The sequence below is a fragment of the uncultured Desulfobulbus sp. genome (assembly GCF_963662935.2).
Lineage (GTDB): Bacteria > Desulfobacterota > Desulfobulbia > Desulfobulbales > Desulfobulbaceae > Desulfobulbus.
Genome location: NZ_CAXXTL010000002.1, coordinates 323,620 through 344,787, shown reverse-complemented (window position 1 = coordinate 344,787; position 21,168 = coordinate 323,620). Strand labels below are relative to the sequence as shown.

Genomic DNA, 21,168 nt, shown 5'->3' with positions numbered 1-21,168 from the left:
ATTTTCAATATAATCTGCTGCTCTCAACGACATTGTTTGAAAGCTGTATTTACTGTTACTGATATTATCACACAGAGGTTCCTTGCACAAGACAGTAGAGTGCATTCACCTCAATTAAATGAGTAATAAAAATACAACCGATTCGCTTCAAAAAATAAAGTATTAGTTATTGCAGTTGTTTATTTTGGTAATTCAAGAGAGATCTCATTCGATGAAATCTGAAACCGTCTGCCGTCGAGTACCCCTGAGATGATCATTTTCAACCACCATGTCTCACCAGGCTTCATGAAGTATGTGATCGGTGAAACAGGTCCCACGGATGAGCTAGATTCATTCCATCTTCCCGATGCCAGGTCGAATTGCACACGATACGAACCCTCACCGTCTTGTTTGAGACTTCCCTTGATGTCCTCTGACATCCGTCGACCAGGTGACCCATACAGATACCCAAACATCCTCATAGGTTTTGCAGAGGCAGTATATGACACCTTAATCTTAGAGAACTGCTTAAGTTTAGCATCTTTCGCTCCAAACACCAATTCAACCGGCATGGTTCCATTAGTTGCTATAATATCTGACTTCGCCAATCTGGTGAGCTGCAGTGAGAAGAAATCCGCAGGCACAACTCGAATACTGATCTCCTGAGATTCAACGATCTGATTGCTGTCTTTGTCGAAGGGATACCGCATCTTAATCTTATAGATGCCTGGTTTGATGATGTTGAAATCCTTTTCCAGATTTGGGACCATATTGTCGAAACCGGGATTATCATCTCGATTGTATGATGAGGTTACCGGTAATCTATATAATGGAAGTCGTTTCCCTGATGAGTCAGTAACAATAAGGAATGGAGCATGATTGTTATATTTCTCAACTGGAACGCTTTTGAATCCCGGGAGTATATGGAAATTCGTATTTATGTGAATAGGAGTGCCGACAGGGAAGATATCTACATCTGTTTCCAGTAAACAGACCAGACCTTGGTTGGCGACCGGTAAGCCATAGAATGTGTAAAGCTTCTTCAGGATATTATTCCATTCTTTTGGATGTGCCGCGCCATATGTACCGGGATTATAATACCAATAACCATGACTTGATGCGCTGAATACGATATCGGAATCAGCACCACTATGATCACGCAGTGTCGGAATTGTCCAATTGGCTCTTGTGATCCGAAATGATACCGGAACACCGTGAATCCTCATTGAGTCGTTTGTGAAAGTGGAAGCAGCACCGCTCAGATAATCTTTCCAACCTGCAAGTGTTTTCACGAACACGGTGTCTACATGCCAACCCTTTCCGAGCCTGGTTGCCGCATTTTTACTGAGTTGGTCCATTTCTGCAACATCAATAGCGTCAAAACGATCTAATAACGGTTTCGTCTTCGTACCTGCACTCGCGGTGAGTGTAGATGAAATCATGATGGCGATGATGAGTGTGATAATGGCTAAGATATGTGTTCTTTTCATTGGTGAGCCTTTCGCTAAACATTTGCCTCTTGTTGAAATATCTACCGCAAAACAATCTTGAATCCTTTAACATTAGAATGAATATTTACCTTCCTGGTAATCGATTTCCCATGCCATTTTGCATCAATCCTATATTTTCCTGGACGAATTGGAAAGAGCTTGAAGTTACCTCGGCCATCGGTAATGACTGGACGAACTACCGGCTCCCAGACATACCAGTGTTCCAACTCCTGATCGGGTAGATATGCCGTCATGACACTGATAGTAATTTCTGCTGAAGTCAGTGGTTTAAATGTAGTTCCATTAAAGACTCGTCCACTCAGACTGTATGCCGTTTTATCTACAGGGTAGACAATCTTCAACCCCTTGATATCACGATCTTTCGGAACCGTTATAAGGATATTATCCCGCACGATATTGCTGTCCCTTGGTTGATCACCTAACTCGGGAGTACCGTATTTGAGGTCATAATCACCGGAAGGCAGAGGTCCGATTCTGAAAGCGCCATCGCTGTCGCGCGAGGTAGCCATTGCATCCCTTATCGTGTAATTAGCTCCGGCTGATGGAAAGTCACTGAATTGATTGTTCCACATATTCCACGGATCATTTTCTTTGTAGATCCTTGTTGGATAAAACACGACTCCACCCAGCGGTTTTCCAGAACTAGAGATGACACGACCTGATAAATATCGTGATGCTGTGCTTCTTGTGTCTGAGGTAAACCGCACGATGATATACTTATCGCTGTGTGACGTCTCATCATCAGTGATATCTAGTTTCGCATAACCTATATCAAGAGCTGCAAAAGAGAGCCGAATTGGTGCATCATTCACTAATCTCCACATTATAATGCCGTGTGCATCTGTTGTGATGGGACGATACGGCTGGTTTCCCGCACCTCTTCCCCTACACCATATACGTGTATTAGCGACAGGTGTACCGTCAGGTGCGATGAATCTGATCTGCATTCGGTTCATCATTAGACTGCCGGTAGCCTTTACCGAAACAAGATGTCCGCTTTTTGGTATGACGACAGATCCAGGTGACAGATCGGCAACGAATATGCATGAAGTTATGATGAAGAACATAGATACAATAATGATTGAAATCTGGTTTCTTTTCATTTTTGAATCCTTTCACTATAGAGATTAAGTATTCTACACAATACCCGGAATTCATTTATATACAATCGTTCACCATTACAAATCCCGCATACAGAGATTTCCACTGCTGAGATAAAGAATCTGTTTGTTAGAGATGCACTTCAAGTCGCTGATTCCATCGCGCTCTGGGAATAATACCTGATGCTCTGTTCCATCTTTGGCGATTTTATGCAGTATATGCGGCGGATCCATCGGGAAAGCGCCTGGCGGGGCATCCTGCTGCGACTTCGGATCGGTGGTGACTAACAGCAGACTCTCTCCACCGGGAGTCCACTTCATTTCCAACGGCAGAAAATCCGCGATGCTCACCTGTTGCGCACCTGTCGATAACCGGCTCATCCATACCTTCCCGCCGAATCCATATACCAGATCCTTCGCATCTGGAGATACTTCCCAACTGCTGATTGAATAGACTCCATGAGATGGACCATTCCACTCATGCTCAATGTACCAGGTCTGCTTTGTGTCTGGCTTGATGAATACGATCCTATTCCAGCGCTGTCCGGATGCGATATGCCCGTTGGATGTCCACTGCACATTAGACAGCATCCCGTTGCAGATTGTTCTGCTCTGCGTCATGTCAGGCATAGTTGCGACCCTGAGTTCGCTGACCGGCATCTGAACAGGACCGGCTTTCGGCAGCGAAGACATCTGCATGGGTACTCGTTTCGCAGTTTCCTCGAACCACGCCAGCCGTTTGCCATTGGGAGACCAGGCGGGACGGCCGATGGCATCCGATTCCCTAAGAATGATGCACTTCGCATCATCGGCGTTGATCAGCATAAGTTGGGACCGGCTCCGACTGACATTGCGAACAACCACGATCTCATCTGAAGTGGGTGACCAGCTCACAAACCAACCACCCAGTTCGTTGCTATATCCGGAATTCGGCATGGGTATTCGCGACTGAATCCTCCCAGTGGGCAATGTGATAACGGTCAGGTTTCTTCCATTAATCACTGCGACATGCATTCCATCAGGAGATCGGTCGAAGGCAAACACACCTTTCGCCAATACTCTCCTTCCGGGTGGACCCAAACGGGAAAGCACGGCCATTACCGATATCGCCAGAATGATGATCCCTGCCGCGACTACATATCTACCTACCTTCATACCTCACCTCTTATCGCTCCACTATTTCTCCACTACCGAGGTACCTTCCAGGATATTGATGTATATCTGTGCACTCTCGCGTTCCAGTGCGGAACCTGACTCAAGCGACTTGTGGAGACGTACCAGATCTTTTGCAATTTGAGTATCAGCCTTTTCAGACCAGACTGCCTCGCTCCAGTTCCTCGCGTTCTGCCTGAACTGCACAACGTCCACCGATGCCAGTTTTTCTCCGAATTGCAGTTTTGATGGCACAACCACCGGACGAGGCAGTTTGAGCTCACCAAAAACCATGCCAAGTACTGAAGCAGCACTTTGTGAGACATTTCGAGCTGGATCTGTTAGGAGCGGAATCAGGGCGGGGGCGGCAACCGACACTGGAGCGTGTCGGGTAGCAGCAGCAGCTTCGATCCTGATCTCGGGATTTTCGCTTTTAAGCAGAGGGAGCATGAATGCTGCGATCTGAGTTAGTTTTTGCCAGTTGTTACCATCTGCAAGCGTTTTCGAAAATACACTCGATGTCATGAGTTGCAGGCCAGCAAGCTGAAGCATCTCGTCAGGTGACTTGGTCATCGATATGATCCGGCGTGCCCGTTCTTCAAAATCCTTCCCGTCCATTGCATAGATCAATGCGTTGATAACCGCACCGAATCTGGTCATATCATCTGTGAGGTATGTCGTTGGTACAAAAAATCCATCGTTTTGTCTCGGCCATTTGCTTATATTGCCGTTATACAACAATGCTTTTGTACCATCAGGATTCACATAAGCAAAGAAGAGAATGACTCTTTCCCCATCAACAATCTTTATCGCCGGAGCCCATTCTGTGTCGCGTTCTATAATGATGGCATTGGAAGCACTTCCCTTCAGGAATCGATCAACGATGAGGATTGATTTGCCATCCGACATCCTGATATGTCCCTCAACGATCACTGGGACCTTGGCGATATAATCGGGCAACCGCGGTATGGCTATCATCATCGCATATCCCGAAGATGCGGAAATCATTAAGAAAGATAAACATATCAGTATTCGCATTATTTTGGACATCATTTAGCTCCTTGCTTAGTATACGATGGATACTATTTATATGTTTCTGAGAAAGATCTCTGCTTAGGCGTCTTCCCCGCACCCCCCGGGAGCAGGAGTTCGGTGTTGCCAACCCAGAGCGCGAAATACGGATTCTTTGCGCTATCCCGCTGAAGGAGGACGAGGAACGGCTTGTCAAACACAAGGTTGGTCCGACTGAGGCAAGCCACCATGATAGCTTCCGACTTCAGAACAGCACCTGTCTCATCCAAGCGGAACCGTATCGACTGCAAGGCAACCTCTATCGGTTGGCCATTCAACCGCTTGTTTGAGGATTGAATTATACGTTTCAACTCAGAGTAATCCTTCAGCAGGTCGAAATCCAGCACCGGGATATACATATCTGCTGAATCGGTAAAATCCACAGGTCTGCCGTTTTTCATCCGATTCATCACACTGCGCACAGTCTGATCCAGTGTCTCCAGAGGCTTTATCTTGGCGAGAATCAGATGGTCCTTCTTCTGCAAGGTCTTCAACTCGATGATGAAGTCATCCTGATCTTTATAATCAAGGATCGATATCTGCTTACCGGATCTCGCTTCTCTGGGTTCATCTTCAGGTAAATACTGCTCAACCCCGAAGCACTCTACCTTCTTATCCTGGAAGGTGAGTTTGTCACTGAAACGGTCGAATGCCCACTCGAAGGGTAGCGACTTGAAAAGGTACCCGTATGCGATGAATCCACTTTTTGGTGCGAGCCGGTTCAGCAGATCGGGAGACTCCTGACCGTTGAACTTAGTCTTGAGTTCCTGCCGTATCTTCTCAACGCTGCCGTCTTCCGCGAACCCAGCAACCGCGACGTAGGACGCGTCGTCGATGTCGGCTTTCGAGGCGCCCCGTTTGCTGAGGATATCCGCCATAGAGGAGTCGAGTTTCAACTTGACGGAACCGCCTCCCAGGTCGCAGAGTTCGTTCCATGCGAGTTGGAAAGTCGAACACCAGAGCACATTCTTGCCGGGGACGATCTTCTGCTCCATGTGCGGTGTGACGATGGTGCCCTTCAACTCATCGGCGTTCTTCTTCAGGTATGCCGGTCCCGCGGTCTGGTTGTGGGTCAGCGACATGCCGTGTTCCTGCGGTTTCGAGGAAACTCGATATGCGCCGTATATCCCGGCGATGATGATGATAAAAACTATGAATCTGATTGAATTGAAGCTTTTCAAAATCTTGATCTCCTGTCGCCAATAATCATATTGATACAATACTGGATAAACTAGTGGGAACTCTCATCTTTCACAGGTTCTTTCCAAAGAGCACCGAGTTCCTTATATTCCTTATCAGTAAACCATTTGGGACACTGTTCTATGAGTAAACCTATCGGTTCTCGATGTGTTGCGGCATCTTCTTTTCCTCCTACATATTGAGTATTGTCAGTGCTTTTTTCATGAATCATAAAACGATCACCCTCAAACTGAGTACGATATGCCATGTCAGGTGAGATGTAGAAGTCGATCCAATACCCACCCGCACCAAAATCAGGAATCATCGAGGAAACTGGAGTCTCACTCCGAAGAAGAAGCTTCACTGGCGCAATAATTCCACCAAATGCTTTATCTTTGCGATCAAAGCTCCAATATCTCTTCGCACTCTTGCCTTTGTAAATTCCAGAAAACCGGATCTTGATCTTGATACAATGGTCATTAATATCTTGTGCAATCTGGCTTCTTGGAGTATCAGCGAAGCGGGTGAAAGTCGGTTCATCAGTACGCTGATTGATCTGCATATCTACTTCCGATCCACCTGGCCGTTTCCCTTCACGAGTGAATAGATATCCTACTATAATCAGAATTGCCAGAATGAATATGATTCTTGAGGTTTTCAATGTGTGTGCCTTTCTGTGATAGATCTTTGGTATATATATATTCCTGATGAATACATTTCTACATTCGGGTCGCTTATCTAGGTGCGTGCCGTCTCCACTGCCCGATAGACCCTTACCGGGAATGACATCTTAGCCGGATCATATGGCATCAATTCAGCATTTGTATAATTCGACAGTATTGATAGACATATGATTAACAAAAGCCATCTTATAAATCGGACCATGGCAATTCGCTCCTTAGACTGTTTTTGTATCAGTCATCTACTGGATTTCCACTAATCGATATACAGCCAAAGCATCTGGGCCTTCTCGTTCGACTCAACACGCCCACCCGGCAACATCGTAATCACAGATGCAGGAACATAAAGAGTAGTACCTTGCATATAACCTCTGATAGTTCCTTTTGGAAGGGGCCCATCAGCGCAAGATATGATCAGTTTTTCACCGCTACGAGTCAATATGTATGGCCTATCTCCAGATAGATTGACATGGGCAATCAAGGCAGCAATCTCCCTTAGCGATATATACTGTTTATTATCAATAGTTATGCATTTTATACGTTTGTTATGATTCAGAATGCAGAGGTTATCCAATTTCTTCCCAGCAGTGATCAATCTGATGCGGCATGCACTTACGATGAAAGATAGACCACTTTCATAATAGAGAACCTTTCCATCATATCGAATTTCTGATCCGGTAAGTACCAACATCGCACGCTCAAGGTAGGGCAAGGCGTGTTCATCATCTTTCTTCTTAAGATATGCAAAGCCCAATCTTTCAGTTATACATACAGGAATAGTTCCTTTAGTCGGACTAACCACCCTATCACCTAATGTATCAGCATATGGTTCAAGGAGGTGTATGATCTCATCAATTTTTTCTTCCTTATTATAAGCAGAAGCCTTTCTGAGCAAAGCTTTTGTCTTGTAATCTTTATCAGAGGAGACGCCCCAAAACACCACCGGCACCGCAATGATAACAGTGATAAGGAGCAGAACAATAAGTCTAATCGGTTTCATGTTTTTCAAAGCCTGAATTCCCTTATACTATAGATAAATCACTCATTGGCGCCTATGTATCTTCTTTTACAATTCTTAACATTCACATTTCATCTATATGTAAATATTTAATATCTGTGCATGCTTGCTCCAACTAGAATGACCTCCCAATGACTTAATCACCTCATTTGCTGAGACAAAAGGAGTATTACCTTCCATATGACCTCTGATAGATCCGCTTGGCAAATGCCCTTTAGAACAAGATACAATCATTTTTTTGCTGCCGTATGATATTAGATACTGGTTACCGCCATCAAATACGCTGACATCTGCATCGACTGCTTTAGCCAATTCCCTTAATGATAAATATCGTTTGCCATCTAAATCCACACAAGCTATTCGCATCTTCCTATTTACAACACATAGAATTTTTAGTTTTTTACCAGCTTCAATTAATTTGATCCGACATTGGTAAGCGCCTGAAAGTGAATCTCTTTCATAATTTATCACTTTCTGATTGTAATGATATGATGAATCATTTAAGATCAATGCTGAGGTTTCAAGATATGGAAGAGCATGTTCATAATCTTGTTTCTTTAGATAAGCAGAACCTAATTCCTGGGCGATACATGTAGGGATAGTACCTTTAGTTGGACTAACCACCCTATCACCTAATGTATCAGCATATGGTTCAAGAAGGTTTATGATCTCATCGATTTTCCCCGCTTTACTGTAGACTTCGGCTTTCCTAAGCAAAGCTTTCGTCTTATAATCATTGTCAGAGGAGACGCCCCAAAACACCACCGGCACCGCAATGATAATGGTGATAACGAGCAGAACAATAAGTCTAACCGGTTTCATGTTTTTCAATCTACGCATCACTTTTCTTTACCAGCCAAAGATATAGAAGTCTTTGTTATTCTCATTCTGAATATGTTCACGAATTACAGGCCGTCTGTATGCAAGCAGAAAGTGTTGAAATATATAAGACAATTGTATTAAACATGTTGTGCAACCTTCATTTTTTCGGTTATAACAGCTAAATTAATCAATATTACATGTTATACAATAAATGTTCATAATTCTATACATGCAGAATATATCTAAAATTGAAGTATGTCAAGTGATATTTTTAAAGCTATTATATCTAGGAAATCATACCTTGAGAATTGGCTGCAAAAGTACAAAAGTATCACAGATTCTTAGAACAACTTATTTCTTCCAATTCTGAAAAAGATATTCATGAAATAAAACATCTTGAATTCATTGCCATAACTCCCTTGAGACTTCTTCTTCCACCAGAATTGGGGGAAGAAGCAAGATGATGAGGGCTTTCTGAGCAAAAAGATGTATGTTTGCAGTTGATAACTTGAGCAATTCACATAAAAATCATGGCGATATTTGGAACCTTAAAGCACCCCACCTGCCTCCCTTGGAAAGGGGAGGTTCTTGGCTTGGTTTCTCCAGGTGGTTGATGATTCTAATGAGTTATCTGTGGGAGACATGCGCTCCAAATGAGAAACATGATGATTAATATGATCGAATCATCTGCCTGACAAACTCAAAGAGTCTCCCTATCTATATTGGATTGGGAGACTCTTTAGCATATTTCTGATTTTACTATGTTTTCGGGTGCAAATCACTGAATGCCGATTATTAATGCTCTTCAGCGAGTGATTTGTAACTCCACTTTTTCTTCGTATACTTGCGCCAGTCTTGCGATGGGTGTTTGATATCTGCTGTTCTGGCTTTCTTTGCGGCAGGGGTAGACATCGCTTCCGTCAGCTTCTGCTTGAAGAACAGCATCTCTTTCTTCTGGGTCTCAGTGGCGAAGGCATCACACTGATAGTCGTCCCACGTAATCCCGGGAACTCCGCCTTCCTCGTATACTGCCTTAAACCACGGATACACAGCCAAAAGGGAGTGCATCATCTGTCCCTTTTTAGGTTCGTTGATGTTGTAGTGTACCTGGAAATCCGTACCATATTTGTCATTCACAGCGATATCACGCATGTTGTCGAAACATGGAAGATATGCCGGGATAATCCCCTGTTTGACTTCCATCCTTGTCAGCATTCTGATTTCAGACGGAGTATACGGCATCGTCGTATAGTCTGAGTGGAACGATAAGAGACCCGATTTCTGCATGATCTCCGCTATCGCGCCAACCCTTCGCTGGCTGTAGAAGATATGCCGCATGTGAGTGTTCGGATCCTCGGGATTGATGCCGCTAACAATGACATTACCGCCTTCAGTCCGTAACAGGAATTTAACCGTGGGTATCTCTTTGCGGATTATATCAAGAGTGTCTTTGTAATTCTTAACCCTCACATCTGTGCGGAATTCATCGAAATCAGCGATGGCAGGACTCCAGTCGTGGAATACATTCTTGGGATCTGTGAACTCCCATCTCTGGCCAAAGACATTCAGCACCTGGTTAGCTTCAGGATTAACCTCATCAAATGAGTTGAAACTTGATCTCCAGGCGGTGTTTGCAGCACTGATTGTACCGTATTTCGCCTTGCACCAATCCCGGAAAGCAGCCATCGTGCGGTCACCTTCCTGGTAGCGGATGTTAACATCCTGACGCATCCATCCACGAGTGTCTTCTATGCCGATCGGCACATCACCGCGTTCCATCTGGTAGTAAAGGTCACCCCAGCGATGGAACTGATACAGCCATGCAGCAGCATCAGCAGCGGGGAGGTTGGGATCGGTGTGACTGATAGCCGGGTATCCCGACATGAAGGTGTCCATCTGGACATTCTTGCCCGTTATCCAGTTTGAGATTCCCTGTATGGTTGATCTGTCATACGGATAAGCGCCCCAGCCTTCGATGGTCATTCCATCTCTGCGCGCGCAGTCCAGGAAATACTTCCATGCATCACCCTGCGTATTGGCTTTGGGGGTGTACATGTCATCATAGAGCCACGGCATGCTGGTAGACGCCACAATATTGATGCCGCAATTCATCATTTCATGCATTCTCTCGCGAATATGAACTTCAGGAAATGGCCCAATCTGGATGTTGCTGCGCATGTCCGCCATGCTCTGTGACCATACAACAGGTTGTCGGATGCCGTTTTTAGTTAAAGTTACTTGATTCTTGGCATTATATTTCACCTTAAGCGATTTAGAATCTACATCAATCGGTATCGCAAACGACGATATGGATACTGGTCCATCTGCGATCAATTTCACTACTACATTCTTTGTCCACGGTGCAACCTGGAGGTTCAATGTTCCCTTCACTGAACGAGTTTTAGCGGCGCTTTCCGGTTTCTTCAAATAGCAGTCAAACGCAGTCATGAACTCTTCGTGGGTGTGAATCCAACGCGTGAGTTTGTCAGGATCGTTACCGTCAGTGAAGGTGATCTTCCCGGCATCAACAGGTGCCATCTGAGGGGTATATTCAACGGTTATCGGCATTTCATAGACATACGCAGGAAGACCCTCCCAGATGTTCTGGAATGCATTGAAGTCCTTGTATGACCTGTAGATCAATCTAAGTTTTATGAGATATTCGCCTTTAGGAAGTCCAAAATTCTGACCATCTCCGTAAGGCCACTTAGCGAAGTTGACCCACATTTCATGGGATTCGCCGGGATACAGATACTTGAGATCGCGGATATAGAGATTGTACGGGTAACCATACATCTCCCACTGGCCATCTTTGTTTTTACGGTCGATTTCAGGATAAAACTGGCATCCCCCGATTCCTTCCGGATCGAGAATGGTGTTCCCGGTGTTCTTATACCTGAACTTGAACCAGATGAGATCGCCGGATTCAACCGCGCCTGACCGAGTGAACTGCTTACGTGCAAATCCTGGATATTCACCGGGTTTATCGCTCATATCAGGTTTCATGTTGTGTCTGGCGCCGGGTATCCAGTTAGCTGTTATTGAACCAAGGTATTCGAATTTGAGGTCGATTTTCCCCGGCAGAGCGAGGTCGTACAAGTCACGACCGCCTCTACGCTTGGCATCCTCGAACCCCGTCGCCTCGACTGCCACGGGAAATCTGCCGTTATCCTGAGTCCAGGTGAGTGTATATGGAATTGGGACTACATCGTAGGCAGTTACCTTCTTTGGCACAGATACATTCAATATATAATCACCCAGCTTGATCTGCTTCTTCTGCGTCGGGACATTAGCGTATCGTGCAAGCTGACCGGTAGATGCGGCTTCCCTGCGGAGCGGATCATACACAAGTCCGCCATCTTCATGGATCGAGTATTGATTGACCGGCGCAGGTTTGGGATTAGCTACTCCGAATGCTGCACCTGCTATTAAGAGTAAAGCTAATAATACATATTTTAATTTCATTTGTGACCTTCTATTCCTAAATTAATAGAATAATATATAGGATTTCTATTTACTGTCTCGTATAGACTCAAAGCTCCACTTTTTCTTCACATTCTTACGCCAATCCTGCGAGGGTTGTTTAACATTGGTTGTTCTAGCTTTTACCGCAGCAGGAGTAGACAAAGCCTGTTCCAGATTCCCTTTGAAAAACTTCATTTCGCGCTTCTGAGTTTCAGTGATAAAGGCATCACACAAATAGTCATCCCAAAGGATTCCAGGTGCTCCACCTTCCTCATATACAGCCTTGAACCATGGGTATACTGCTGTCAGACAGTGCATCATGATTCCTTTCTTAGGTTCAGACAAGTTGTAATGAAGCTGATAATCAATGCCGTATTTATCATTGATGACTACATCACGCATATCCTGTAACTGAGGCATATAAGCCGGAATGATGCCTTGCTTAACCGACATTCTGGTCAGTTTACGAAGCTCAGTCGGAGTGTATGGCATGGTCGTATAATCGACATGGAACGCTAATAATCCCGACTTCTGTAGAATTTCCGCAATAGCCGCAAGACGACGCTGGCTGTAGTAGATATGGCGCATATGCGGGTTTGGATCTTCAGGATCGATTCCGCTCACAAGAACATTTCCACCTTCTGTATGCAGACTTATCCTGGCGCCGGGAATCTCTTTACGCACGATATCAAGGGTTTCTTTGTAGTTTTTTACTCTGAGTTCGGTACGGAACACATCCCAGTCTGCCATTGCCGGACTCCAGTCGTGGAATATCTGCTTCTGGTTTGTATACTCCCACTTTGAGCCAGAGGCGCTGAGCGTTTGATTGGCTTCCGGATTTACATCGTCAAACGACTTGTAATCCGATCCCCATGCCGCATTAGCAGCGCCGATAGTTGTATATTTTTCGCGGCACCAATTCTGGAAAGCAGAGATTGTATGCATGCCCTCTTCATATCGGATGTTGGCATCTGAACGCATCCAGCCGCGGGTGTCTTCTACGTCTATGGGCACATCGCCCCGCTCCATCTGGTAGTAAAGGTCGCCCCATCGATGAAAATCATACAACCACACAGAGGCATTTGCTGCCGGCAGGTTCGGATCAGTGTGGCTGACAGCCTGATACTGACCGTTGTCCATGATATCCATCTTGAGGTTGCCGCCGGTAATCCAGTTAGACATATTCTGGACATTTGATCGGTCATACGGATATGTTCCCCAACCTTCGGCTAACATACCTTTCTTGCGGGCACAATCCAGCCAGAACTTCCACGCATCACCCTGAGTGTTTGCAATGGGATTGTTCATATCGTCATAGAGCCAGGGCATACATGTGAATCCTGTAATATTGATGCCGCAGTCCATCATCTCCCGCATGACATCGCGAATATGCACCTCAGGGAACGGACCAATCTGGATGTTGTTGCGCATATCGACCATACACATTGAATATATCAAAGGCTGACGCATACCATTCTTGACTGTGACAGCCTGATTTTTCGGATTGAACTTGATCTTCAATGATTTAGATTCTACATCAATCGGTATCGCAAGCGAAGATATTGAAACAGGACCGGTACTAATCAGCTTGACCACCACATGCTTTGTCCATGGCGCCGTCTGTAGATACAGCGTGCCTTTTATAGTGCGAGATTTTTGGGAATTATCGGGTTCTTTGATGTGACAGTCGAATGCGGTCATGAACTCTTGGAATGTATGAATCCAGCGAGTGATCTTATCCGGATCGTTTCCATCAGTCAGAGTAACTTTTCCATCTGCTACCGGAGCTTGCCGAGGTTTGCCCTCGACAGTAATCGGGATTTCGCAAGTGAATGCAGCAGGACCATCATACATGTTATTGTATATATCATTGTTGAACTTATAGGATCTGTAATCGGCTGTGAACTTTATGAGATACTCGCCGGGGGTTAATCCAAAGCGCTGACCATCACCCCAGGGCCACTTGGCAAAGTTGATCCACACTTCATGGGATTCACCGGGGTAGAGGCACTCTAAATCGCGGTAGAACAGATTGTACGGTTTGCCGTACATTTCCCATTTGCCGTCTTTGTTCTTACTGTCGATCTCAGGAGCAAACTGGAAACCGCCGAAACCTTCTGACTTTAGGATAGTATTGCCGGTGTTGGTATATTTGAACTTGAACCAAATCAAATCGCCGGATTCTACTACGCCCGACCGAACAAACTGTTTACGAGTGAATCCGGGATATTCGCCCGGTTTATCACTCATATCCGGTTTCATGTTGTTTCTGGCGTCTGGTTTCCAGTTTGCAGTAATCGATCCCAGAAACTCAACCTTGAGATCGATTTTTCCCGGCAGAGCGAGGTCGTATAAGTTACGACCTCCTCTGCGTTTGGCATCTTCAAATGCTGTTGCTTCAACTGCAACCGGGAATTTTCCTTTATCCTGGGTCCAGGTGAGAGTATATGGAATCGGGATTACATCGTAGGCAGTTGCTTTCTTTGGCATTGATACATTCAATGTATAGTCGCCCAGCTTGATCTGCTTCTTCTGCATCGGGACTTTTGCGTAACGGGCAAGCTGACCGGTAGATGCGGCTTCCCTGCTGAGCGGATCATACACAAGCCCGCCATCTTCATGAATCAAATACTCATTTACCGGCGCAGGTTTGGGATTAACTGCTCCATATGCCATCCCTGCCATCAGGAGAAGCGCGAATACGATATATCTCAATTTCATTGTTACTCTCAATCAAGTGATCTAGATCAGCTTGTTTCATTAATGTATTGGTTCCGTGCTTAACGAAACCTATCCTGTTATCTTGATTCCTTCTTCTAGCACCGCGATGTAGTTGCTGACCGGCATGTAGTTCGTCAGTGAGTTGCCTGTGCCAAGCGCCCAATATCCATCGTAGAAACATTCTTCGATTTTTGTTCGGGCATACTTGCGGACGTCTTCTTCTGAACTCCTGCATATAACATCAACATCAAGACCGCCAAGAGGAGTTACCCTGGTTCCATACATTTTTTTGAAATCCGCAACCGGAAGAATAATATCTTCAAAGGAGTGTTTGGCGTCAATTTTGCAGTAATCAATCAGATCATCATACACTTCTCGAAGGTTGCCGCATGAATGCAAGATGAAAGGTTTTGAAGCCTTATGAGCCTCTTCAGCCATTGCCTTGTATGTTGGGAAGATAAAATGCCGAAGATCGTCCGGGCTTAAGAAGGTTGATGTTTTGAATCCCAGATCATCACCCTGGCGTAGTGCGCAGATACTATCCATGGTTGCCAACTGTCTGTCTGCACTGTGATGAAGGGCACCAATCCGACCTGCGACAAGTTCAACCAACTCCGGCTCATCCAGCATCGCATAGGAGAGACCGATGGTTCCCATCATCATCGACAGCCACTCGTAAGGACCGGCAGCAACTCCGCCAACGATTTTCGCTCCTTCAGGAAGCAATTTGGCTACAGTCTCAAAATGACGGAATTCAATCGGGTTCTCAAGGCTTGGCCAGGGGTATTTCTCATAATCTTCCATTGTCCGAAAGATAACATGAGCTTCACTACCCTCTGAAAGAGCCCCATGTCCCACGGGAAGCGGACAGTTTAATCCTATTTCCATAGGGATACAGTCATAACCCATACCGATCCAGAAATCAACGTAGATGCGCCAGTATTCATCGTTATCAGGCGTCATCTTGTCGTAATCAGTACCGGTCCGTTCAGCGATGAAACCGGGACTTGCAAGATGCTCATAAAATGGGAGGTGGCTCGGTTTCCCTTTACGCCATAGCACCTTCAAAAATTGCTCGTAATCTGGCTGCCGTTTCAGTTGTTTGTTCATTAAATTATCCCTTCTTTAGTAAAAGATTCTTCATAGACTCATTAATCGATTAATGGTTTAAATCTGACTTGCTGGACATCAGTGTTGCCGTCCAACTTGCTCATTACGATCTCGACGCTTTTTGCACCAATCTCATTTAATTGCTGCAACACTTTCACAACATGCATCCCGTTTGGAAATGCAATATACGGTTCATCGAAACACGCCAAATAGAAATTCTGCGGGTCTACGATATAATCTGAAATACAATCCCATACCATCGCAGCAGTTGCCGCATTTGTGGTAAATACACCTATTGGTTCGCCAACATTCTCGTTCAGGATTCGCTGGAAGGTCAATGTAAGCATTTCTGCATCAGTCTTGTCCATTAAGAAATCCATGCAATGTAAAACTATCGGCTCAAGATCCTGTTCTTGCATTGCATTGATGTATCCCTGTTTTCTCTCTGTTGCGGTAGAAATATTCCACGTTGTAGTAACGTGGTAGATCTTCTTCACACCTGCATCCAGAAGTTTTTTCACTGCCTGATATGCGCCGCAGACATTATCAGTAACCACATAATCGAGGTTCATATCATCAATATAGGTGTCGATCAACACTATATGAACGCCGGCATCACGCAGTTTTCTAATACAGTCGAGATTTCGTTCAGCGCCCCAGTAGTAGATGATGGCAGCATCTACTTTATACTCCAGCAGACTGAGGAGATTCTGCCGTTCCATCTCGATATCATCATTATCAAGACACAGCAGCAGATGTGCGCCATGTTTCTTGATCTCCTTTTCAATAGACCGCACGAGTCTTGGCGTAACATCGATTCCGGGATTATGTTCATCCATTCCTTCGTAGAATAAGCGGGGAACCACCAGGCCTATCGTTACAGGATCAGGTTTTCGATCGACAACGAAGGTGCCTTTTCCCTGCATTCGATGAAGAAGCCCCTCCTGGACAAGCAGAGTAACTGCCTCGCGGACTGTATTGTGGCTGACTCCATAATGCTCAGCCAACTTAGTCTGTGCCGGCAGCATATCACCAGGTTTGAAGTCACCACGCTTCAACGAGTCAGCGATTATATCACGAAGCTGGCAATGCTTTAGTGATGACTTAACCTGTTGTCCACCCAGTATATTTTCGAGATTTTTGTCTTCCATAGATTATTAACATACACCTTAATCTGATTGTTGCATCATCCAATCATCCTATGAGTTCGACCATGAGATATGATATCGGATATTCCATGCTCTGTCAATTATAAATTTGAACCATGTGAAAATAAACCCTATACCTACTTAAGCATATTCTTGATCGAGTGCGAGGGCATCACCGTCTCGCGGTCATCATACCGGATGTGCGATTCTTTATCACCGCTGTTCAGGAAAAGCACGCTGCCATCCCGGAATCGCGTGATGTATACCGTAAGGTCGCTTTCCACCATTGGATAAGGCGCCTTATGTCCCGGCAGAAAACGATCTGTGTGATACACCACCTCGCGTGCTGCATCTTGCATCCTGAGATTACTCATGGGAAGATGAACGACTGCACCACGGCCAAGTTTTACTGTATACGGAGGACGAACCAGTTTCGCCATACTCAATCCGCTTACAAAACCAAGTGTCGGAACGTCAGCCAGCTCAACAAGATCAAGTTGTCCACTGCCGACTGCCACTGATGAAACCGCCACGCCAAGCTGTCTGGTATCTGATTCGGAACCCCGCCATGTGGTTCCGCCGAATGTAAGACGGATCGTTGAACGTCCTGCAATCTGTACCGGCGTCAATTCAAACGAGAGAGTCTGCACACCGATTACGTCTGGGTGTGCGACTACCCTGTCATCAACAAGCAAGAGCTGATCCTTAACACGGGGTCCGTTGGCACAGATTCTGACAGCGACTGTGATGCCTTTGTTTCCAGGAACTGGTAGATCGATTTGCGATCCGTCTGTGCTCCAGCGATAAGTATCGTCAGATGGTGCAAATCCATTGCCTTTTTCCTGTCCCTGCCAGGGACCAATCAGGTTTGTTTCATAATCAGTATTGCCCACATCGACCTTGTAACGATCAGGCGTCTTCTGACTTCCGCTCATGACACCGGGGAGCCAAGTCACAGGGGAACCCTCAACTGTTTCGATTTTCTCTCTGCTCTGCACCACGAGAATGCCGCCGTCACGAACCCATTTCTCCAATAACCGAGCTGTAGACTCCTCCACAACCGATCCATCTAGCCAGAACAACACTCGCTTATTTTTGAGTGCTCCCGCCGCGATGAGCCGTTCATCGATGATATCAAAATCTGTTACGGTGCGAAGATTTATCCCTGACTGCCAGTATTGATGGAGTAGATCAAGGTCCCAGGATGTGCGGTTGAGGAAGAATCCTACATCAACAACCGGCTCACGTTTGATCAGGAATTTCCGCAGATCGGCATAGGCTTGTGCCCGTGCACCTTCCGGCTCAGGATCATATGTGAAAAGTTCATCGGCGCCGGATGCGGTCGCGTTATACACCCGAATTGGGATCGCTTCGGTAGTCACACCGCCTGCAGGTTCAATGCCAAAGTAATTGTTGTAGAATCGGCAGGCAGTGGCAACCTGACGCGTCCACATGAAGTTCAGTCCATAATCGCTGCCTTCGTTTGTGACCCTCATCCCGGCATGATATTTAGCTGCAACCTCTGCCTGTGCAGAGAAGTCGGCACCGCCGGTCGACCACCCGTCGCCGCCCGCCGCAATCTGAATACGCGACTTCGGGAAATATCGGCGCGTCTCACGAAGCCAGAACTCCAGGTAGTCAGTCATGGCAGCGCAATACCAGCGTTGGAGATCGAGCCTTGCACGCCGGTTCGATGCTTTCTCCGGCACAAACGGCTGAACATCCTTGAATGTTTTGAATGCTGTTCCCCAGGCTGCATTCAACTTATCGATGCTCTTATACTTCATAGTCATCGCACGCCGGAAGTCATCGCGGACATAAGATTCCGCACACCAATAACCTGGATGTCCATGATACGCAGGACCAAGAAACGTCCAGATATTCCCTGCCTCTGTATAAAGTGTTTCACCGAAGTCGCCGGAGACACCCATCTGTATGCTTTCGATTCGACCGGCGTCGAAATGCTCAGCAAACCGGCGAAGGTATTCTGACACATGCGGACGGATATACGGGCTCCAAATCGATTGAGCTGATGTATCCAGATTATGCTCCAGGCAGCGGGAGAGCACGGATTCCTTCGATGCCTTGAACCATGGCGGTGTTCCATATGATGGACCGGCGATGATCAGAGGGAGCCATCGAATCCCTGTATCTTTCACAGCTTGGTCGAACAGATCGCAATATGAGAACTCCCACTTGCCGGGTTCAGGTTCACAGAGCCACCACTTTGCATAAGCTTCCAGAGAGGTGATACCGGCCTGATGAGCAACCACGGCACGGTGCGATATCGCCGATGCAGCTTCCTGACGGGTGAACTGCTTTTCACCGGGTGGCACAACTGCCTGAAAAGCGACATCGTTTCCGGAAGCGAAATACATCGGCGCACCGACAGGAAGCGGTAATGGCGCCGGAGGTGTTCCTGCAAAAACATTAGTGACGAAGAAAATGAAACAACAGAATGCTCTCAGTGCAGTTTTCACAGGTGAACTTCATTTCATCGATATGCTGATATACTATTCTGAGCAGCCAACCGCATACAGCCACGGTTATTTCGGCAAGAAACAGAGCCTCGTTTTAGACAGGGAGGGTGAGGCTCCTGCCGAACCTAGGGTAACAAATGGCACCTAGGCTCAGCGGGAGCTTCACCCTCCCCTGTCTATCTTCGACTTGTTTCTTAGGAGACTGATGAGGCAAATGGTGTAGTATCTAATCACGTATTGCTCCCTCAGTCTCAGCTTGATCACTATCAACCTTATCGTTTAATCGATTACATATCCCAGGTAATACTCAAGCGCTTCACGCAGCGGTTTGATGATATGCCCAGGCGTAACACTCACATGATGACGATATCCGCCATACACCACTTTCTGAAGGACATCCTGCAGGTTCGGGATATATGCTGTACCGGGACATCCAAAGAAGTCCTGAGCAATTGGGTCATCCTTAAACTCACCTTCTCCAAGAAGCGCTCTGATCTTTCCTTCATCAGTCAGAAGGCTTCCAAATGTGAAGTTCATCGGCTTGATGCGACCCACATTGCACCCATAACTGCATCCCTCGCCAAGAGAGTTCATCAGGATTGAATGATCTACAACCATTCCTTTGGCCGTCATCAACGACTGAGGTATCGGTCCGCAATGGAACAGGATGCACTTGTCTTCATCATCGCCGTAGTTGTTGTTCCAATCCAAACATGCAGATGCTTCACCGGATGCTTTACTCAGAGCATACATCGCAGCGGCATTACCGATGTCGTTCTCACACGCGGCAGGTATCAGGCGGTTGTTCATCTCGCTGAGAAGGACGCATGGCGATATCCCCATCTGTTTCTGCAGCTCCATCCAGCATCTTATGGAGATCGCATCCAGCGCATTCTCTTCAACCATGTTGTCGAGTACGACTGCCAACCGGGTCAGATTGTCGAATGCGGCTTCAGGCACACATGAGAATCCGGTATAGTTTTTAAGCAGATTTGCTTTCGATTTGTAAGCGTCACCGCCTGCTTTGAGATCTTTCATTTGAGCAAAGATGTCCGACAGGTCGTATGTCTCTACGTTGATGCCATGTCTCTGAAGCGTGATCTCATCGATTCGCACAGTTTTGAACGCTGTTACACGCGCTCCTATATTACCGATTGTCATGCTTTTCATCGCGCCAACAACGCGGCACATTCTATCGAAGTAGTCGATCTGCCGTGCGAATGCATCACTTCCCGGCGATGATGTATGAGGCTTTAATGATGTGAATTTGATTCCGTATTGCTTGAAAACATCAGAGATCGATATTTTGCCGCAGAAGGCATCACGCCTCAGTTCAGGCGCCATTTTATCCAGTTCATCGGGATATGCGTGAAGCAGAATTGGCACATTCGCGTTCTTGAATGCGGCGGCGGCTCCATTCTCATCTCCAAAGTTCGGAAGACATAGGATGATGCCGTCAAACTCTCCCTCATGCGCTTTCAGGAACTTCGCATAAACTGCGCCTTCTGCTGATGTCTCGACTGCCCCATGTCTGGTTGCTTCAGCATCCATCATGAGCGTTTTATGTCCAAGATCATGCAGGACTTTCGATACTTCATCTCTGGCAGATGCCATCAAAGATGCAGGGAAGAATCCCCTGTTTCCAAAATATAATGCGAATGTTGATTTTTTCATATGCTGCCTTTCTAACAGATTTATGTAAGATCAAAGCGATTGTTTTCTTTATAAGGTA

At 46.0% G+C, this 21,168-nt stretch carries 15 protein-coding genes; 1 reads left to right on the top strand and 14 read right to left on the bottom strand.

The window, feature by feature from the left end:
• Window positions 1-179: 179 nt before the first annotated feature.
• From ACHZCX_RS05870 to ACHZCX_RS05835, 8 genes are all read right to left on the bottom strand, one after another.
• A complete protein-coding gene (locus ACHZCX_RS05870; RefSeq protein WP_319586305.1) occupies window positions 180-1,469 on the bottom strand; it encodes a hypothetical protein in 1,290 nt (429 codons plus the stop codon).
• Between the two features lie 41 nt (window positions 1,470-1,510).
• Complete coding sequence (locus tag ACHZCX_RS05865; protein ID WP_319586304.1) at window positions 1,511-2,593, bottom strand: hypothetical protein; 1,083 nt, start codon at window positions 2,591-2,593, stop codon at window positions 1,511-1,513.
• A gap of 75 nt (window positions 2,594-2,668) precedes the next feature.
• Window positions 2,669-3,745: a hypothetical protein gene (locus ACHZCX_RS05860; protein WP_319586303.1), complete on the bottom strand. Its 1,077-nt coding sequence runs from the start codon at window positions 3,743-3,745 to the stop codon at window positions 2,669-2,671.
• Window positions 3,746-3,766: 21 nt separating this feature from the next.
• A complete protein-coding gene (locus tag ACHZCX_RS05855; RefSeq protein ID WP_319586302.1) occupies window positions 3,767-4,795 on the bottom strand; it encodes a HEAT repeat domain-containing protein in 1,029 nt (342 codons plus the stop codon).
• Between the two features lie 29 nt (window positions 4,796-4,824).
• The gene (locus tag ACHZCX_RS05850) at window positions 4,825-5,994 is read right to left on the bottom strand and encodes a hypothetical protein (RefSeq protein ID WP_319586301.1); all 1,170 of its coding nucleotides are present in this window, start codon (window positions 5,992-5,994) and stop codon (window positions 4,825-4,827) included.
• Window positions 5,995-6,044: 50 nt separating this feature from the next.
• Window positions 6,045-6,554, bottom strand: coding sequence for a hypothetical protein (locus ACHZCX_RS05845; protein WP_319586300.1), 510 nt, complete (start codon window positions 6,552-6,554; stop codon window positions 6,045-6,047).
• 374 nt (window positions 6,555-6,928) lie between these two features.
• The gene (locus ACHZCX_RS05840; protein WP_319586299.1) at window positions 6,929-7,681 is read right to left on the bottom strand and encodes a hypothetical protein; all 753 of its coding nucleotides are present in this window, start codon (window positions 7,679-7,681) and stop codon (window positions 6,929-6,931) included.
• Window positions 7,682-7,765: 84 nt separating this feature from the next.
• Window positions 7,766-8,530, bottom strand: coding sequence for a hypothetical protein (locus ACHZCX_RS05835; protein ID WP_319586298.1), 765 nt, complete (start codon window positions 8,528-8,530; stop codon window positions 7,766-7,768).
• A gap of 290 nt (window positions 8,531-8,820) precedes the next feature.
• Between ACHZCX_RS05835 and ACHZCX_RS05830 the strand changes: the two genes are divergently transcribed.
• Window positions 8,821-8,976, top strand: a complete 156-nt coding sequence (locus ACHZCX_RS05830) for a hypothetical protein (RefSeq protein WP_394708767.1) — start codon at window positions 8,821-8,823, stop codon at window positions 8,974-8,976.
• 331 nt (window positions 8,977-9,307) lie between these two features.
• Here ACHZCX_RS05830 and ACHZCX_RS05825 read toward each other — a convergent pair whose 3' ends face one another.
• From ACHZCX_RS05825 to ACHZCX_RS05800, 6 genes are all read right to left on the bottom strand, one after another.
• Window positions 9,308-11,977 carry a beta-galactosidase gene (locus ACHZCX_RS05825; protein ID WP_319586297.1) on the bottom strand — a complete coding sequence of 890 codons (2,670 nt, stop codon included), beginning with the start codon at window positions 11,975-11,977 and terminating at the stop codon, window positions 9,308-9,310.
• A gap of 45 nt (window positions 11,978-12,022) precedes the next feature.
• A complete protein-coding gene (locus tag ACHZCX_RS05820; protein ID WP_319586296.1) occupies window positions 12,023-14,698 on the bottom strand; it encodes a hypothetical protein in 2,676 nt (891 codons plus the stop codon).
• 69 nt (window positions 14,699-14,767) lie between these two features.
• The gene (locus ACHZCX_RS05815) at window positions 14,768-15,808 is read right to left on the bottom strand and encodes a uroporphyrinogen decarboxylase family protein (protein ID WP_319586295.1); all 1,041 of its coding nucleotides are present in this window, start codon (window positions 15,806-15,808) and stop codon (window positions 14,768-14,770) included.
• A gap of 41 nt (window positions 15,809-15,849) precedes the next feature.
• Window positions 15,850-16,959: a GntR family transcriptional regulator gene (locus ACHZCX_RS05810; protein WP_319586294.1), complete on the bottom strand. Its 1,110-nt coding sequence runs from the start codon at window positions 16,957-16,959 to the stop codon at window positions 15,850-15,852.
• A 134-nt stretch (window positions 16,960-17,093) separates the two neighbouring features.
• Window positions 17,094-19,436, bottom strand: a complete 2,343-nt coding sequence (locus ACHZCX_RS05805) for a family 14 glycosylhydrolase (protein WP_319586293.1) — start codon at window positions 19,434-19,436, stop codon at window positions 17,094-17,096.
• Window positions 19,437-19,715: 279 nt separating this feature from the next.
• Window positions 19,716-21,110: a hypothetical protein gene (locus ACHZCX_RS05800; RefSeq protein WP_319586292.1), complete on the bottom strand. Its 1,395-nt coding sequence runs from the start codon at window positions 21,108-21,110 to the stop codon at window positions 19,716-19,718.
• Between the last annotated feature and the right edge of the window lie 58 nt (window positions 21,111-21,168).

Excerpts from the sequence above, each read along its gene's own strand:
- ACHZCX_RS05820 (WP_319586296.1), bottom strand. The coding sequence starts at position 14,698 with ATGAAATTGAGATATATCGTATTCGCGCTTCTCCTGATGGCAGGGATG.
- ACHZCX_RS05855 (WP_319586302.1), bottom strand. The coding sequence starts at position 4,795 with ATGATGTCCAAAATAATGCGAATACTGATATGTTTATCTTTCTTAATG.
- ACHZCX_RS05870 (WP_319586305.1), bottom strand. The coding sequence starts at position 1,469 with ATGAAAAGAACACATATCTTAGCCATTATCACACTCATCATCGCCATC.
- ACHZCX_RS05815 (WP_319586295.1), bottom strand. The coding sequence starts at position 15,808 with ATGAACAAACAACTGAAACGGCAGCCAGATTACGAGCAATTTTTGAAG.
- ACHZCX_RS05860 (WP_319586303.1), bottom strand. The coding sequence starts at position 3,745 with ATGAAGGTAGGTAGATATGTAGTCGCGGCAGGGATCATCATTCTGGCG.
- ACHZCX_RS05800 (WP_319586292.1), bottom strand. The coding sequence starts at position 21,110 with ATGAAAAAATCAACATTCGCATTATATTTTGGAAACAGGGGATTCTTC.
- ACHZCX_RS05865 (WP_319586304.1), bottom strand. The coding sequence starts at position 2,593 with ATGAAAAGAAACCAGATTTCAATCATTATTGTATCTATGTTCTTCATC.
- ACHZCX_RS05810 (WP_319586294.1), bottom strand. The coding sequence starts at position 16,959 with ATGGAAGACAAAAATCTCGAAAATATACTGGGTGGACAACAGGTTAAG.
- ACHZCX_RS05825 (WP_319586297.1), bottom strand. The coding sequence starts at position 11,977 with ATGAAATTAAAATATGTATTATTAGCTTTACTCTTAATAGCAGGTGCA.
- ACHZCX_RS05835 (WP_319586298.1), bottom strand. The coding sequence starts at position 8,530 with ATGCGTAGATTGAAAAACATGAAACCGGTTAGACTTATTGTTCTGCTC.
- ACHZCX_RS05845 (WP_319586300.1), bottom strand. The coding sequence starts at position 6,554 with ATGCAGATCAATCAGCGTACTGATGAACCGACTTTCACCCGCTTCGCT.